This window comes from Xanthomonas indica (genome assembly GCF_040529045.1).
In the GTDB taxonomy this organism is placed as follows: Bacteria; Pseudomonadota; Gammaproteobacteria; order Xanthomonadales; family Xanthomonadaceae; genus Xanthomonas_A; species Xanthomonas_A indica.
Map to the genome: position 1 here is coordinate 3101404 of NZ_CP131914.1, position 15327 is coordinate 3116730.

Annotated in this window: 11 protein-coding genes and 5 tRNA genes; 9 read left to right on the forward strand and 7 right to left on the reverse strand. The window is 67.8% G+C overall.

The genetic code is table 11. The features are described from left to right. Nucleotides 1–48 precede the first annotated feature (48 nt). Nucleotides 49–1575 (forward strand): LA2681 family HEPN domain-containing protein, encoded by a 1527-nt coding sequence (locus Q7W82_RS13455; protein ID WP_242158844.1) that lies wholly within the window; start codon nt 49–51, stop codon nt 1573–1575. A gap of 89 nt (nt 1576–1664) precedes the next feature. Beyond that, on the forward strand, nt 1665–2381 hold the full coding sequence (locus Q7W82_RS13460; protein ID WP_242158846.1) for a hypothetical protein: 717 nt from the start codon (nt 1665–1667) through the stop codon (nt 2379–2381). Nucleotides 2382–2629: 248 nt separating this feature from the next. On the opposite strand, the gene Q7W82_RS13465 is transcribed toward Q7W82_RS13460, so the two are convergent. The 3 genes from Q7W82_RS13465 to Q7W82_RS13475 all read right to left on the reverse strand — a co-directional run bounded on the left by Q7W82_RS13465 (nt 2630) and on the right by Q7W82_RS13475 (nt 4838). Continuing rightward, a complete protein-coding gene (locus Q7W82_RS13465; protein WP_019795979.1) occupies nt 2630–2833 on the reverse strand; it encodes a hypothetical protein in 204 nt (67 codons plus the stop codon). Between the two features lie 68 nt (nt 2834–2901). Further along, nucleotides 2902–4152, reverse strand: a complete 1251-nt coding sequence (locus Q7W82_RS13470) for an ATP-binding protein (RefSeq protein WP_242158847.1) — start codon at nt 4150–4152, stop codon at nt 2902–2904. Next, the gene (locus Q7W82_RS13475; RefSeq protein ID WP_242158849.1) at nt 4149–4838 is read right to left on the reverse strand and encodes a response regulator; all 690 of its coding nucleotides are present in this window, start codon (nt 4836–4838) and stop codon (nt 4149–4151) included. The genes Q7W82_RS13470 and Q7W82_RS13475 overlap by 4 nt, the downstream gene beginning before the upstream one ends. 109 nt (nt 4839–4947) lie before the next feature. On the opposite strand from Q7W82_RS13475, the gene Q7W82_RS13480 reads away from it, so the two are divergent. The 5 genes from Q7W82_RS13480 to Q7W82_RS13500 are packed head-to-tail and all read left to right on the forward strand — an operon-like array spanning nt 4948 to nt 13334. Then, the gene (locus Q7W82_RS13480; protein ID WP_242158851.1) at nt 4948–6408 is read left to right on the forward strand and encodes an efflux transporter outer membrane subunit; all 1461 of its coding nucleotides are present in this window, start codon (nt 4948–4950) and stop codon (nt 6406–6408) included. A 26-nt stretch (nt 6409–6434) separates the two neighbouring features. After that, on the forward strand, nt 6435–7253 hold the full coding sequence (locus tag Q7W82_RS13485) for a MipA/OmpV family protein (RefSeq protein WP_242158853.1): 819 nt from the start codon (nt 6435–6437) through the stop codon (nt 7251–7253). A 23-nt stretch (nt 7254–7276) separates the two neighbouring features. Beyond that, nucleotides 7277–8395, forward strand: a complete 1119-nt coding sequence (locus Q7W82_RS13490) for an efflux RND transporter periplasmic adaptor subunit (RefSeq protein ID WP_242158856.1) — start codon at nt 7277–7279, stop codon at nt 8393–8395. Beyond that, nucleotides 8392–11466, forward strand: a complete 3075-nt coding sequence (locus Q7W82_RS13495; protein ID WP_242158865.1) for an efflux RND transporter permease subunit — start codon at nt 8392–8394, stop codon at nt 11464–11466. The genes Q7W82_RS13490 and Q7W82_RS13495 overlap by 4 nt, the downstream gene beginning before the upstream one ends. After that, the gene (locus Q7W82_RS13500) at nt 11430–13334 is read left to right on the forward strand and encodes an alpha/beta hydrolase (protein WP_242158867.1); all 1905 of its coding nucleotides are present in this window, start codon (nt 11430–11432) and stop codon (nt 13332–13334) included. Before Q7W82_RS13495 ends, Q7W82_RS13500 begins: the two co-directional genes overlap by 37 nt. Before the next feature lie 326 nt (nt 13335–13660). Here Q7W82_RS13500 and Q7W82_RS13505 read toward each other — a convergent pair. The 4 genes from Q7W82_RS13505 to Q7W82_RS13520 all read right to left on the reverse strand — a co-directional run bounded on the left by Q7W82_RS13505 (nt 13661) and on the right by Q7W82_RS13520 (nt 14166). After that, nucleotides 13661–13736: transfer RNA gene (locus tag Q7W82_RS13505), tRNA-Glu, on the reverse strand. A 45-nt stretch (nt 13737–13781) separates the two neighbouring features. Then, nucleotides 13782–13857 (reverse strand) — tRNA-Ala (locus Q7W82_RS13510). Nucleotides 13858–13969: 112 nt separating this feature from the next. Beyond that, nucleotides 13970–14045, reverse strand: a tRNA-Glu gene (locus Q7W82_RS13515). 45 nt (nt 14046–14090) lie between these two features. Further along, nucleotides 14091–14166, reverse strand: a tRNA-Ala gene (locus Q7W82_RS13520). A 422-nt stretch (nt 14167–14588) separates the two neighbouring features. Here Q7W82_RS13520 and Q7W82_RS13525 point away from each other — a divergent pair. Then, nucleotides 14589–14675 (forward strand) — tRNA-Leu (locus Q7W82_RS13525). A gap of 160 nt (nt 14676–14835) precedes the next feature. After that, nucleotides 14836–15216, forward strand: a complete 381-nt coding sequence (locus Q7W82_RS13530) for a response regulator (protein WP_242158868.1) — start codon at nt 14836–14838, stop codon at nt 15214–15216. Nucleotides 15217–15327: the final 111 nt, after the last annotated feature.

Below are 15327 nucleotides of genomic sequence, written 5' to 3' on the forward strand. Positions count from 1 at the left end.
AACCACGACAAGGGGGAGAGAATGGGGCTTGCTGCAGGACTTAGACAGTTGGAGGAGGATTGCACTCAAGGGCACCTCGATGCGGAATCCTGGGAGCTTTACGCAGAGCTTGTGGATTTGGCAAGCGATGCGTGCAACGAAGATGAGCTCACTCGGCTCATAACATTGGGCGCACAGGTAGCGGCAGCATCCACAGGCTGGGCGATTTGTTGGGTTCTGTACTGCATTGCTAACGCTTGGAGCGCGCTCTACAGCATTCATCGCTACCCCGACCATGTGCTGTCCTGGCAACAGCCTGAATTAGCTAATCAGCTCTTCTACCTGCGTTCCGCACTTCAGCATGAGGCGGCGGCGGAGCTTCCGAAGGCGCGGCGTGCACAAATAAGGATCAACTTGGCTAACGCATACAACTCGGCGGGTCGCATCATCGATGCGCTGGACGAGTGGAGATCTGCGCTGCAGGACCGGCCGGGCATTGCGATGGCGTTCGGCTCTAGGGGCAAAGGACTGCTGTACTACGGTCGTCATCTTTATGACCACGGACATGCGCTCTGGTTATTGGACGAGGCGAGAAGGAATCTAACAGCCGCCGTGATGATCGGCGTGGGGCGGGACGAAGCAACCTATCCGGAGGCGATTTCACACTTCGCAAGCGAACTCGCACAACTTCAAGCCTTCCTGACAGGCTGCGGCTATCCTGATGTGCTTGACCAGTCGATCATGCATGACTTCTCCCTAGGTGACTCCGAAAGAGAACGAGGCTACCGGCGATGGTGCCTCGATCATCGACTGTTTCTCAATCCGATGAATGACGCTTTCACCACCCCGATAGCCGCCCACGACCCGTTGGGCCTGCCCGATCACATGGCGACCGGTGTTGGGATTACGTACCTGGCATTCTTCAACCAGATGAAACAGGAGTACGCATACGCGCGATGGTGTCTCTACGCCGGATCGACCTCTGAGGATGTCCACTGCGCTGACCGAGAGGTCATGTTGACGATGAATGGTGACTCGGCACGCTACTCCATAGCACTGGAGCAGGTGAAGACCAGCTTCCGCGCCGCCTACTCAGTGCTGGACAAGGTGGCCTATTTCATCAATCATCGCTGGGCGCTGGGAGTTCCGGAGACGCGTGTGGACTACGCTACGATCTGGACACAAGGAAAGGGTCCACAGAAGGGCCAAATCTGGCCTCAGCTGGAGGCGTCGCAGAATCTCTGGCTTCAGGCGCTGTATCGCCTGTCGCTGGACATTCACAACAGCGACGATCAGGCGGTAGCGGCACCCGACGCCCGTGACATCAGGATTCTTCGCAATCACCTGGAGCACAAGTTCGTCAAGGTGGTCGATGCTAAGGCCGGCCCCCACACGCCCGACATCCTCAAGGATCACTTGGCGTACGAACTAGATTCACAGGAACTAGATTCCAAGGCGTTGCGGATGCTGAGGACTGCACGCTCCGCGCTTATCTATCTGTCTTTGGCACTACACCGCAGTGAGACGTTGCGCGAGAGAAACGAGTCTGTGCTTTCATTTGAAATGGCCACATTCGAGGACGAGAACAAGTTCTAGTTCCTTCTCTCGTGCGCGCGCGCAAGTTCCTAGAACATGCCGCGAACTAGAATCGTGGCATGCCGAACCGCTAATATACGGAGTCCGAGTTGAGCGTCATCAATATTCCTCGCGATGAACAAAAGGCGCTGCGAGAGGTCAATATGCAGGCGTTGAATCGGGAGATTTCAGCTTCCCTGGACGCGCGGCGACTAGGATCTACATTGCGCGACTTACGGTTAGACAGTTGCGGGCCTTTTATCGCCACCAAACTTCGCGAGTTCGATGTAGCGCTACAGGCCTACGCGGGAGCCAAGACGACGAGGAAGCTAGCTGACACCGGTGAGCGAGCCCGCCGTGCCGGCAGCAACTTGGGCAACGCGGTTCGGCAGATGCAGCAGCGGATTGAGACGCAGGAACAGGAAGGTCAGCGCTTTTTCGTCGACGACCAAATCATTCCACCGAGCAATTTCACGAGGGCGCTGTCGGTACGGGTGGACTACCGCTGGCGACCGTCGACCGAGTCCGAATGGACGCACGGTACTATCACGTTCAATCACTCGTATGATCCACGCCCTGACTACTCAGTGCCGGCCCCGAAGCGAAAGCCGAGCGCCAGTCGGCGTGCGCAGGATTTGCAGGACGAACTTTGGCGCGAGTGGGAGCAACTAATGAAAAACGGACTCCATTCGCTTGCCGAGTACTTTCGGCAGGGTGGTGACGGTGCAGCGATCCCGAAAACTTTCCAGGCTCGCACCGACGCCTTCGACCGTCGGCTAAACAACTTCAGCTGCCGGTTTTGGCTCGAGCCAGCAGGTAGCACGTAGCAGGCATGTGCCTGTGCACAGTGGTTCGGGCATGGCTCGCCGGGCTGCCAGCACGGTGGCCGGCGATCGATGTCGTAGGTGTCGTTCACGCTGCGATTTCCTTGTCGCTATGGGATCGAGGCGGCGAGCAAGAGGTAAGCCACAGCCAGACCCAGCGCAGTCGCTGCATCGCCATGCGCACAATTTCGCATAATGTATCTTATGTAAAATTCGAATACCGCAGCGCCGCTAGCGTCCGCGTCACCCGTTCAACGCTTCTCCAGCCGCCGCCGTATCTGCGACATCTGCCTGGCGCTGAAGTTGCCGCCGTGGCGATCCAGCAACGCAACCACGGTCGCGTGCGCCTCGTCAGCCCGGCGCTGCAACTCCTGGATGGCCGCGTGCTCGATGGCTTGCCACTCCTCGGCGGTCTTGCCCGTTGGAACGGCCTGGCGCTGGCGGTTGGTATCCAATGCGGTACTCACCTGGAAGCCTGGGACTGAACGTCTCCGTTCGTGCAGCGGACTTTACCGCACCGATCTCACGCTTGCCGTTTGCGCTGATGCGGCGCAGGCGCACTGCTGCGACCCGCGCCCGCATCACCTGCCAACCCGGACGGCAACCGCACCTGGGCGCATAGTCCGCCGCCCTCGCGGTTGGCGAACTCCAGCGCACCGCCGTGCGCCTGGCAGATGGCCGCGGCGATCGACAGGCCCAGGCCGCTGCCGCCGGAATGGCGCGCACGCGAGTCGTCGGCGCGCCAGAAGCGGTCGCCCATGCGTGCCAGGGCTTCTTCGTCGACGCCGGGGCCGCGATCGGCGACGCGGATCAGCACGCCATCGGCATCGGCCTGCGCCTCCAGCGCCAGTTCGCCGCCGGCCGCGGCGTAGCGCAGTGCGTTGTCGATCAGCACCGACAACACCTGGCCCAGGCGGTCGCGGTCGGCACTGATGTGAAGTTGCTCGGGGATGCGGACCTGCACGTGCATGCCGGCCTCCTGCAGCGGCTGCGCGGCCCAGGTCAGGCGTTCGCGGACCAGCGCACCGAGCGCGAACCGCTGCGGTTCCAGCATCAACTGGTTGGCGCGGGCCATCGACAGCAGGTGCAGGTCGCCGACCAGGCGATTGATCTGCTCCAGCTGGCGCTGGACCATGCGCAGTTGCTCCTCGCTGCTCGGGAACACTTGGTCGAGCATGCCCTGCACTCGCCCCATCGCCGCGTTGAGCGGGGTGCGCAGTTCGTGCGCCAGCATCGCGCTGGACTCGCGGACTTCGCGCTCGTACTGCTGCAGCTGCGCGCTCATGCCGTTGAAGTCGATCGCCAGCCCGGCCAGTTCGTCGGGTGCACCGGGCACCACCCGGGCGCGCGCGGCGAAATCGCCGTCGCTGATGCGCCGCGCCGCCTCGGCCACGTTGGAGAACTGCCGCGACAGCGGCCGTGAGGCGAGAAGGCCGCAGACCACGATCACCGGGATCGACGCCAGCACCATGCCGGCCAGCAGCCACCAGTCGCGGCTGGCCAGGCCGGGCAGGAAGTCGGCCACGTCGTAATAGGTTTCGAACAGTTCCCACAGGCGCCGCGCATTGCTGTGCGGATCCTCGCGCAGCTGCAGCATCTCCTGCCGCGCCTGCGGCGGCAGGCGGCTCAGGGTGGAGACGTCCCAGATCGCGAAGCGCAGCACCATGCCCAGCGCGATGGCGATGATGGTCAGTACCGCCAGTGCGCTCATGCGCAAGCCCACCCACTGCCACAGCGGCGCGTGGCGCTTGCGGCGGAACCAGGCCCAGTTCATCGGAAGCGGTAGCCGATGGCGCGCACCGTCACCAACAGGCCGGTGACCTGCTCATGCTCCAGCTTCTTGCGCAGGTTGTGCACGTGCGCATCCACCACCCGCTCCAGCGCATCGCTGTCGGGCAGGCAGATCTCCAGCAGTTCGCTGCGGGTGAAGGCCTTGAACGGCGTCTTCATCAACGTGGCCAGGATGTTGAATTCGGTCGGGGTCAGCTCCAGCGCCACCTCCTGGCCGTCGGCAGTGCGCACCGTGGCGCGCACCGCCGCGGTGTCCACGGTGAGCCGCTCGTGGCGCAGCGGCTCCTCGCTGGCACGCGCCGGCCCGGCGCGGCGCAGCACTGCATACACCCGCGCCACCACTTCCTTGGGGCTGTACGGCTTGACCACGTAATCGTCGGCGCCGTAGCGCAGCGCGCCGAGCTTTTCCGGTTCGTCGCCCATCGCGGTGACCATGATCACCGGCGTGTCGCTGCTGCGGCGGATCGTGGACAGCACCTCGGTGCCGCTGAGCCGCGGCAGCATCACGTCCAGCAGCACCAGGTCCGGCTTCCACTGCGCGTGCACCGCCACCGCCTTCTGCCCGTCCTCGGCGATGGTGACGTCGAAGCCGTCGCGGCGCAGGTAGGCCTCGAGGATGCTGGCGCTGTCGGCATCGTCTTCGACCAGCAGGATCTTCTTCGCGTGCATTGCCTGGTGCCCGTATTTCGCGTCTTGATGGAATCTTGAAGATTCCTAGAAGGCGGCTTGAACATGCCCGCCGATGCTGGCAGTCGAGTTCGATCACCCGACCGCCGCCATGATTCTACCGTCCCCGTTGCTCCGCCCGCGTCGCGCCCACGCCCTGCTCGGCCTGCTCGCGCTCGCCCTGGGTGGCTGCTCCTTGGCGCCGGTCTACCAGCGCCCGCAACCTGCCCTGCCCCCTACGCTGGGCGCGACCGCCGCAACCGCGGCCACTGCCCCGGAGCGCAGCGACAGCGCGCTCACCGCGCAGGAGCAGGAGTTCCTGCGGGCGTTCTCGCCGCAGCACGACCTGGCCCCCCTCGTGACCCAGGCGCTGACCCACGCCCCTGACTTCCGCAATGCCGTGCAGACCGTGCAGCAGGCGCGCGCCCAGTACCGAATCGAACGCGCGCAGCAACTGCCGCAGCTCGGCCTCGATGCCCAGGGCACGCGCCGCAGCTACGACGACGCGGCCACGCAGGCGCGCTATGGCCAGAAGCTGAGCACCGTCGCGGTCGGCGTGGACGGCTTCGAACTGGATCTGTTTGGCAAGCTGGCGTCGCTGTCGGCGGCGGCACAGCAGCGCTACCTGGCCACCGAAGAAGGTCGCCAGGCGGCGCGCGGTGCGCTGATCGCCGAGGTCCTGCGGGCCTACACGCTGGAACGCGCCGCCCTGCAGAGCCAGCAGCAGGCGCAGACCATCGCCGAGCGCAGTGCCGCGCTGCTGGCGATCGCCACACGCCAGCAGGCGGTCGGGCTGATTTCCGGAGATGCGCTGGACCGCCAGCGCCACGACGACGACCAGGCGCAGGCGCGCGCGCAGCAGGCCGCCAGCGACCACGCCGCCGCCCGCCGCGCCCTGCAATTGCTCGCCGGCTACGCCGCGCCCGACGGCGCTGGCACCTTGGAGGAGCTGTTGCCCGGCGCCGAACAGGACGACGGCCGCGCCTGGCGCGACCTCGATTCGCAGCTGCTGCTGCAGCGCCCGGACGTCCGCCAGGCCGAAGCCGAGCTGCGCGCGCGCAATGCCGACATCGGTGCCGCACGCGCCGCCTTCTTCCCGTCGATCCGGCTGAGCACCTCGCTGGGCACCGCCAGCGAGGCCTTGAACGGCCTGTTCATGCCCGGCAGCCGCACCTGGAGCTTCATGCCGCAACTGGTGCTGCCGCTGTTCGACGGCGGCCGCAACCGCGCCAACCTGGAGATCGCCCAGCTGCGCAAGGACGGCGCAGTGGCGGACTACGAGAAGACCGTGGAAGCGGCGTTCCGCGAGGTTGCCGATGCGCTGGATGCGCTGCCGGCACTGCAGCAGCGCGCACGCGGCGAACGCACCAACCTGGAGCGTGAACGCCAGCGCGTGGCGCGCCTGCAGCAGCGCGTCGCGCAAGGCCTGCAGGACCGCCCCGACGTGCTCGCCGGCGACATCCAGGCCGCCCAGGCCGAACTGGCGCACCTGCAGGCCCGCCAGGACCTGTTGCTCGATCGCATCGCACTGTTCCGCGCGTTCTACGGCGTGCCGCTGCCGCACGCGCCCTGACCTTTCCCCCACCCGAGGTTGCCCCGATGAAACATGTCCTGTCCGTTCTGTCGCCCACGCTGACCGTGGCGTTGCTGGCACTGCCGCCGGCCGCGCATGCCGCAGACCCCGGCCCGGCGCCCAGCGCCGGCCTGTTCGGCGACCGCACCCAACTGAGCGTGGGCGCTGGCGCCATGCTGACCCCGCGCTATGCCGGTTCCGCCGACGATCGCGTGCAGGCGGTGCCGGTGTTCTCGGTGCAGCGCGGCATCCTGTTCGCCGACACGGTGCGTGGTGCCGGCGTGCAATTCCAGAACGCGCACGGCTTCTCCGCCAGCCAGTCGTTCGGCTACGACCTCGGCCGCCTGCAGCGCAACAGCAGCTGGCGCCCCGGCTCCAAGAACCTGGCCGGCATGGGCGACGTGCCCGGCGCGATCACCGCGCGAAGCCTGGTCATGCAGCAACTCACCCCGTACCTGGCGCTGGACGCCGAGGCCGAGTTCGCGCTGAAGGACGGCGCGCGCCGCAACCGCTACCGCGCCGGGGCGCGCTTCACCCTGCTGCAGGCCGCGGCCGACAACGTGACCCTGGACCTGGACGCGCACTTCGGCGACCGCCGCTTCAACCAGGCGTACTTCGGCGTCACCGATGCGCAGAGCCTGGCCAGCGGCTTTCAGCCGCATCGCGCCGATGCCGGCGTGTACGCCTACACGGTCGGTGCCGAATGGGACCACACCCTGTCGCCGCACTGGACCGCCTCGCTGCTGCTCAACGCCACCCGCTACGTCGGCCCCGCCGACGGCAGCCCGGTGGTGCGCCGCCGCGCGGGTGCCGGCGGCGGCGCCACCCTCACCTACACCTTCTGATCGCTTCCGGGACACCGCCGACCATGATCCTGCGCCCCACCCTGCTTCTCCCGCTGTGCCTGGCGCTGGCCGCGCTGGCGTTGTCCGGCTGCGACCGCGAGGCGGCGCCGCCGGCCGATGCGCCGCGCGCGGTCAAGCTGGAAACCGTCGGCGGCGACGCCGCGCACGACAGCACCCGCTACCTCGCGCAAGTGCGCCAGCAACAACGCGCCGATCTCGGCTTCGAGGGCGGTGGCCGCATCGCCGCCATCGCCGTGGACGTGGGCGACCGCGTGCGCGCCGGCCAGGTGCTCGCGCGCCTGGATCCGGAACCAAACGCCCTGCGCCTGCAGCAGGCCGAGGCCGGCGTCGGCATCGCCGCGGCCGACCTGCAGCAGCAACAGACCCAGCTCGCCCAGCAGCAGGCCATGTTCGACGACGGCGCCGCCTCCGCGGCGACCCTGACCGCGGCCAAGAGCGCCTTCGCCGCGGCGCAGGCGCGGGTGCGCAGCGCGCAATCGGACCTGGCGCTGGCGCGCCGCGCGGTGCGCCAGTCGGAACTGCGTGCGCCGTTCGACGGCAGCGTGGTGGCGCGGCTGCAGCAACCCGACACTCTGATCGGCGCCGGCCAGCCGGTGCTGCAATTGGACGGTGCCGATCGCGCGCAGGTGCTGGCGACGCTGCCGGCCGAGCGCGCAGCGGCGCTGCAACCCGGCCAGCGTGTGCTCGCCTACCGCAGCAGTGCGCCGCAGCAAGGCTTGCCGCTGCGCCTGCGCAGCGTGTCCGAACGCGTGGACGGCGGCGCCACCGTGCAGGCGCTGTTCGACAGCGCCAGCGCCGATGCAACGCAGCCGCGCAGCGGCGAATCGCTGCTGCTGGCCCTGCCGGACAGCGTTGCCGACCAAGCACCGAGCGTGCCGCTGAGCGCGCTGCTCCCGAGCATGGCCGATGGCCAGACCATGGTGTTCGTGTACCGCCAGGACAGCGGCAGCGTGCGTCGCCGCCGGGTCGTGATCGGGCACAGCGATGGCGGCCGCGTGCAGATCCTGCACGGCCTGGCCGCGGGCGAGCGCATCGTCGCCGCCGGCGCCGCCTTCCTCCACGACGGCCAGCACGTGGTGCCGTTCCGTCCCACCACCCGCCTCGGCACCGTCTCGCCATGAACCTGACCCGCGCCACCCTGCAGTCCAGCCGCCTGGCACTGTTCAGCGCCGCCCTGATCCTGATCGGCGGCATCGTCACCTTCCTCGGCTTCCCCTCGCAGGAAGAGCCCAGCGTGACCGTGCGCGATGCGATCGTGCAGGTCGGCTTCCCCGGCATGCCCAGCGAACGCGTGGAGAACCTGCTCGCGCGCCCGCTGGAGGAACGGCTGCGCGAGGTCAGCGGCCTGAAGAAGATCGTCACCACCATCCATCCCGGCAGCGCCATCGTGCAGGTCACCGCGCAGGACAGCGTCAAGGATCTGCCGGCGCTGTGGCAGCGGGTGCGCAGCAAGGCGGCCGAGGCCGGCGCCGAGCTGCCCGCGGGCACCCAGGGGCCGCTGGTGGACGACGACTTCGGCCGCGTCGCCATCGCCTCGATCGCGGTCACCGCGCCCGGCTTCAACACCGCCGAGATGCTCGGACCGCTGCGGCAGATGCGCGCGCAGCTGTATGCCGTGCCCGGCGTCGAACGGGTCACCTTCCACGGCCTGCAGGACGAACGCGTCTACGTCGCCTTCGACCGGACCAGGCTGGGCGAAGCCGGCCTCACCCCCGCCGCGGTCGCGCAGCAACTGCGCGCGCAGAACGTGGTCGCCGGTGGCGGCCTGGTCGCCGCATCGGGCATGGCGATGACCGTGACCACCTCCGGCGAAGTGCGCGACCTGGACGACCTGCGCAATACGCCCATCGCGACGCAGGGCACCGACGGCCCGCGGCAGATCCCGCTGGCGCAACTGGCGCGCATCGAGCTGATGCCGGTGGATCCGCCGGAGGCCGGCGCGATCTACCAGGGCCAGCCGGCCGTGGTGGTGGCGGTGTCGATGGCGCCGGGCAACAACGTCGCCGAGGTCGGCAAGGCGCTGCGGCGCACCCTGGGCGAGACCGCCAAGGCGCTGCCGGTGGGCTTCGCGCAGCACGTGGTCACCTTCCAGGCCGACGTGGTCGAGCGCGAGATGGGCAAGATGCACCACGTGATGGGCGAGACCATCGTCATCGTGATGGCGGTGGTGATGCTGTTCCTCGGCTGGCGCACCGGCCTGATCGTCGGCGCGATCGTGCCGCTGACCATCCTCGGCGCGCTGATCGCGATGCGGGCGCTGAACGTGGAACTGCAGACGGTGTCCATCGCCGCGATCATCCTGGCGCTGGGCCTGCTGGTGGACAACGGCATCGTCATCGCCGAGGACATCGAACGGCGCCTGGCCGCCGGCGAGGAACGCCGCGCCGCCTGCGAGGCCGCCGGCCGCAGCCTGGCGATCCCGCTGCTGACCTCCTCGCTGGTGATCGTGCTGGCGTTCTCGCCGTTCTTCTTCGGCCAGACCAGCACCAACGAATACATGCGCTCGCTGGCGATCGTGCTGGCAGTGACCCTGCTCGGCTCGTGGCTGCTCAGCATCACCATCACCCCGCTGCTGTGCATGTACTTCGCCCGCGCGCATGCCGCGCCGGCCGACGGCCACGGCGACACCTATACGTCCAGGCCGTACCGCCTGTACCGGCGCGCGATCGAAGCGTTGCTGGCGCACAAGGCACTGTTCCTGGGCAGCATGCTTGCGCTGCTGGCACTGGCGGTGACGGTGCTGGTCTCGGTGCCGTACAGCTTCCTGCCCAAGTCCGACCGCCTGCAGTTCCAGATGCCGGTGACCCTGCAGCCCGGCAGCGATGCGCGCGAGACCCTGCGCACCGTGCAGTCGATCAGCCGGTGGCTGGCCGACCGCCGGCAGAACCCGCAGATCGTCGACAGCATCGGCTATGTCGCCGATGGCGGCCCGCGCATCGTGCTCGGGCTGAACCCGCCGCTGCCTGCGGCCAACATCGCCTACTTCACCGTCAGCGTGCGGCCGGGCACCGACATCGACGCGTTGATCGCCAAGGTGCGCACCCACCTGCGCCAGGCGTATCCGGCGGTGCGCGCCGAGCCCAAGCGCTTTTCGCTGGGCTCCACCGAATCCGGCGTGGCCATCTACCGGGTGATCGGCCCGGACGAGGCGCAACTGCGCCGCCTCGCCGCCGGCATCGCCGACGCCTTGCGCGCCCTGCCCGGCACGCTGGACGTCAGCGACGATTGGGACAGCCGCATTCCGCGCTACGTGGTGCAGGTGGACCAGGCCAAGGCGCGCCGCGCCGGCGTCGCCAGCGAGGACATCGCCCAGGCGCTGCAGCTGCGCTACGGCGGCGTGGAAGCTTCGGTGATCCGCGACGACGGCAGCAACGTGCCGATCGTGCTGCGCGGCGACAGCGACCAGCGTGCACGCGGCGGCAACCCGGGCGACACGCCGATCTATCCGTCCTCCGGCGCTGCGCCGCTGCCGCTGTCGGCGATCGCCGACATCCGGCTGAGTTCGGAACCCTCGACGATCCAGCGCCGCAACCTGAGCCGCGCCATCACCATCACCGGCCGCAACCCGGACCTGACCACCGACCAGGTGGTGGATGCGCTTGCCGACAAGGTGGCGGCGTTGCGCCTGCCGCCGGGTTACCGCATCGAGATGGGCGGCGAGTTGGAGGACGCGGCCGAAGCCAACCAGGCGCTGCTGCAGTACATGCCGCATGCGCTGGGCGCGATCCTGCTGCTGTTCGTGTGGCAGTTCAATTCGTTCCGCAAGCTGTTCATCGTGGTCGCCAGCATTCCGTTCGTGCTGATCGGCGCCACCCTCGCCCTGCTGGTCACCGGCTATCCGTTCGGCTTCATGGCCACCTTCGGCCTGCTCGCGCTGGCCGGCATCATCGTCAACAACGCGGTGCTGCTGCTCGAGCGGATCGAGGCCGAACTGGCCGATGGCCTGGGCCGGCACGAGGCGGTGATCGCCGCGGCGGTCAAGCGCCTGCGCCCGATCGTGATGACCAAGCTGACCTGCATCGTCGGCCTGATTCCGCTGATGCTGTTCGCCGGCCCGCTGTGGACCGGCATGGCCATCACCATGATCGGCGGCCTGGCCCTGGGCACGCTGGTGACCCTGGGCGTGATCCCGGTGCTGTACGACCTGCTGTTCGCGTGCCGTGCGGGCATGCCGGCGAAGGCCGCGGCGTGAGGCGCCAGCGCTGGCACCACGTGGCATTGGCCTGCGTCGTGCTGGGGCTGGCGCTGTGCGCCGGCGGCTGCGCCAGCGTCACCCTGCAGCGCGTGGATGCCGCGCGCTACATCCAGGCCAAGCGTGGCGACGCCCTGAGCGCCGCGCGCCCCAGCGATGCCGCCCTGCAGACGCTGAACGTCGCCGGCCTCGACGCGGCACGCTGCACGGCGACGGTTGCGCCATGCGTCGAGCAGTTGCTCGGCAACACCGACCTGGACCAGGAACGCGCCCTGGCGACGGCGTCGGAACTGTCGCTTCTGGCCGCGCAGCGTGCCGCCAAGCAGCAGCCGGACGGCGATGCCACTCTGGCCGCTTGGCTGCAGGCCGCGCGCTACGCCTACTCCTACCTGTTTTTCAGCGGACGCACGCCCAGCGAACGCGCCTTCGAGGAACGCCAGACCCAGGTGCGCGACTACTACAACTACGCCGTGCAGCAAGCGGTCACGGCCTTGTTCGCGCGCTACCGGCGACATCCACCCGCCACGCACGACGCCGGTGCGCAGATCGCCGCCCTGCCCGAGTGGACGGTGACGCTGGATGCCAGCGGCATCGGCAGCCCAAAGGACATGCCGATGCCCGAAGCGATGCTGGCGGCCAGCGGCCTGCGCTTCGACGGGCTGCGCAGCGTCTATCGGCGCGACGGGTTCGGTGCGGAAATGGTCGCGGTCTTGCCGCGGCCGGCGCCGGACGCGATCGGCGCTGCCGACGCCGCTCCCGCCTACAGCGACATGCCCACGCCCAACCTCACGGTCTTGCTGCGCTTCGACGGCCGCACCCTCAAAGAGGTATTGGCCGGCCACAGCGCCCACGTGGAGGTCCACGATCCCTCGCTCAGCGAGCGGGTGGCGACGGGCGGTGCCGACGTGCCGCTGGCCGCCAACTTCAGCGCCGGCTATGGCGTGTGGATGGCCCGCGCCGGCTTCGCCGCGCAATCGCTGCGCACCCTGCTTGGCCTGGGGCACGGCATCGACCGGCCGCACGTGTTCCTGACCCAGCCCTACGATCCGAACCGGCGCGTGCTGGTGCTGCTGCATGGGCTGGCCAGCAGCCCGGAAGCGTGGGTGAACCTGGCCAACGACCTGCTCGGCGATCCGCAGGTCCGCGCGCGCTACCAGATCTGGCTGGTGTACTACCCGACCAACCTGCCGATTCCCTACACCCACCTGCAGGTGCGCACGGCGCTGCAACAGACGCTGGACCAGTTCGATCCGCAGCGCCGCAGCGTGTCCGCACACGACATGGTGTTGATCGGGCACAGCATGGGCGGTGTGCTGGCGCGCTTGATGGTGTCCTCCAGCGACGGCGAGCGGCTGTGGCGCACCTTGTTCGATGGGGCCGCGCTGGATCCGCAGGCGCGCCAGGCGCTGCAAGCCAGGCTCGGACCGATGCTGCATTTCGCGCCGATGCCGGAAGTATCCGAAGCGATCTTCCTGGCCACCCCGCAGCGCGGCACGCCCGAGGCCGCCGGTACCCTCGGCGAACTGGCGCGCGCCGTGATCGGCCTGCCCCGTCGCGTCCTGGATCAGTTCAAGGACATTGCCGGCAAGGACATGCTCGGCCCACTGCCCAACAGCATCGACAGCCTCAGCGACCGCGATCCCTTCATCCTTGCCGCGGCGCAGTTGCCGATCTCACCGCAAGTGACCTACCACTCGATCATCGGGCAGGAGGATCCGCGCGTGCCGCTGACGCAGTCCAGCGACGGCATCGTGCCGTACTGGAGCGCCCACCTGCCCGGCGCCGCCTCGGAAACGGTAGTCGTGTCCGGGCACAGCGTGCAACAAACGCCGCAAGCGATCCTGCAGATCCGCCGGCTGCTGCATTAAGTAGGACAGTGCTAGCCCTCCACCCGCAGCGCAATCGCCCCTCTCCCTCCGGGAGAGGGGTTGGGGTGAGGGTACGGCGCAGCCAGGTGCAGTCGAACTGCCAAGGCGCATGTCACGACAGTTGGAATGTGGTGAGCACCCGGACCCTCATCCGCCCCTGCGGGGCACCTTCTCCCGCAGGGAGAAGGGAGAAGCCAAAGCCCCTCTCCCTCCGGGAGAGGGATTAGGGTGAGGGTACGGGCGCACGCCCTCTGCCATCTCCAGGCCGCCGCCCGACCACAGCACGCATAAAAAAACACCCGGCGATGCCGGGTGTTTTCGAAGAGTGGCGTCCCCACGGGGATTCGAACCCCGGTCGCCACCGTGAAAGGGTGATGTCCTAGGCCTCTAGACGATGGGGACGCAGATAACGATGTTGCTTTTGCGGACGGCCTATGTCCGAAAAGATGGTGGAGCCAGCCGGGATCGAACCGGCGACCTCTTGCATGCCATGCAAGCGCTCTCCCAGCTGAGCTATGGCCCCACGTGTACTGGCAGAAGCGGAATCTTACCCGACTTTCTTCCGATGTACAAACCCCGCACTCAATGTGTTCGGCAGAGCCGAACCCGGATGCGTGCGAGGAATTCCTGCAAATTGGCGTCCCCACGGGGATTCGAACCCCGGTCGCCACCGTGAAAGGGTGATGTCCTAGGCCTCTAGACGATGGGGACGCTGTTAACGATGTCGCTTTGCGGACAGGCCTACGTCCGAAAAGTTGGTGGAGCCAGCCGGGATCGAACCGGCGACCTCTTGCATGCCATGCAAGCGCTCTCCCAGCTGAGCTATGGCCCCACGTGCTGCGAGGAGCGGAATATTAACGATCGTGATCGGCACACGCAAGCGTTTTTTTGCAGAACGTTTGCGGCATCGCCAAGGCACCCGCCGCACCTCATCGAATCGTCGTGGACGCCTGCATTCCACGACGCGCGCGCCTGGCGTTGACCATCGTGACGGCACGCTTCCATGATCGTGCGCGGCGCGGAATCGCTGCCGAGCGCCTGCGACCATGCCGCGCGCGCAGTTGACGATATCGGCACAACACGGAGCGCCCCCGGGAAGCGCGACACGGATGTCGCGACGGCGTACCGCCGATAAGAGAGAGGCCCGGGAACGCCCCGCCCACTGCCATCCCTCTCCCCTGCCCCACACTGAGACAGCACCGGCATGGCGCCGCTAGCGGCACGGCCGCACAGTCGGCTATACTCCGCGGCCGCGCCGAAGTGGCGGAATCGGTAGACGCAGCGGACTCAAAATCCGCCGCCCTTAAAAGCGTGTGGGTTCGAGTCCCACCTTCGGCACCAGGACTGACGGCAGCTTCGGCTGCCGTTTGTTTTTTGCGCACCGCTGAGTGCGTCGATGGCGATCACAGGTAAACGCTTCATCTTCCTGTGGCCGTTTGTCTAGGCGGCGGCAGTGACGGTCCCGCTATACTTTCCGTTCCCAAACCTTAACGAGCAAGCGATGTCGGCATTGCGGGGCCTGCGTATCCTGGTGGTCGAGAACGACGAAATGAACGCCACGCTGCTGGAGCTGCAGCTTGCCCAGGCGGGTGCCGAGGTGGTCGGTGTCGCCGCCTCCGTGCAGCAGGCCCTTGAGTTGATCGACAGCGAACGCCCGGACCGGGCCGTGCTCGACTTCCGCCTTTCCGCTGGCGAGACCAGCGAGCCGGTGGCGCGGGCGCTGAGCGAACGCGGCACCCCCTTCGTGCTCGCCACCGGCGTCGCCGCCGACGCCCTGCCCACCGGCTTCGCCGCCGGCGTGGTGCTGACCAAGCCCTATCTGTCCGAACAGCTGATCAAGGCCTTGCAGGACGCTCACGCCAAGACGACCGCACGCCCCTGAGAATCCCTGGTCGTAAGCCCGCCGCCTGGCGGGGACGATTTCGAGGGACTCCACCATCAACGCCCAGGACTGTTCGCCGCCCCCTGTCCGGTTTCCCGCCGGCAGCGCCAC

Coding starts and splice junctions, on each gene's coding strand:
- Q7W82_RS13480 (WP_242158851.1), top strand. CDS start 4,948: ATGATTCTACCGTCCCCGTTGCTCCGCCCGCGTCGCGCCCACGCCCTG.
- Q7W82_RS13495 (WP_242158865.1), top strand. CDS start 8,392: ATGAACCTGACCCGCGCCACCCTGCAGTCCAGCCGCCTGGCACTGTTC.
- Q7W82_RS13530 (WP_242158868.1), top strand. CDS start 14,836: ATGTCGGCATTGCGGGGCCTGCGTATCCTGGTGGTCGAGAACGACGAA.
- Q7W82_RS13470 (WP_242158847.1), bottom strand. CDS start 4,152: ATGAACTGGGCCTGGTTCCGCCGCAAGCGCCACGCGCCGCTGTGGCAG.
- Q7W82_RS13475 (WP_242158849.1), bottom strand. CDS start 4,838: ATGCACGCGAAGAAGATCCTGCTGGTCGAAGACGATGCCGACAGCGCC.
- Q7W82_RS13485 (WP_242158853.1), top strand. CDS start 6,435: ATGAAACATGTCCTGTCCGTTCTGTCGCCCACGCTGACCGTGGCGTTG.
- Q7W82_RS13490 (WP_242158856.1), top strand. CDS start 7,277: ATGATCCTGCGCCCCACCCTGCTTCTCCCGCTGTGCCTGGCGCTGGCC.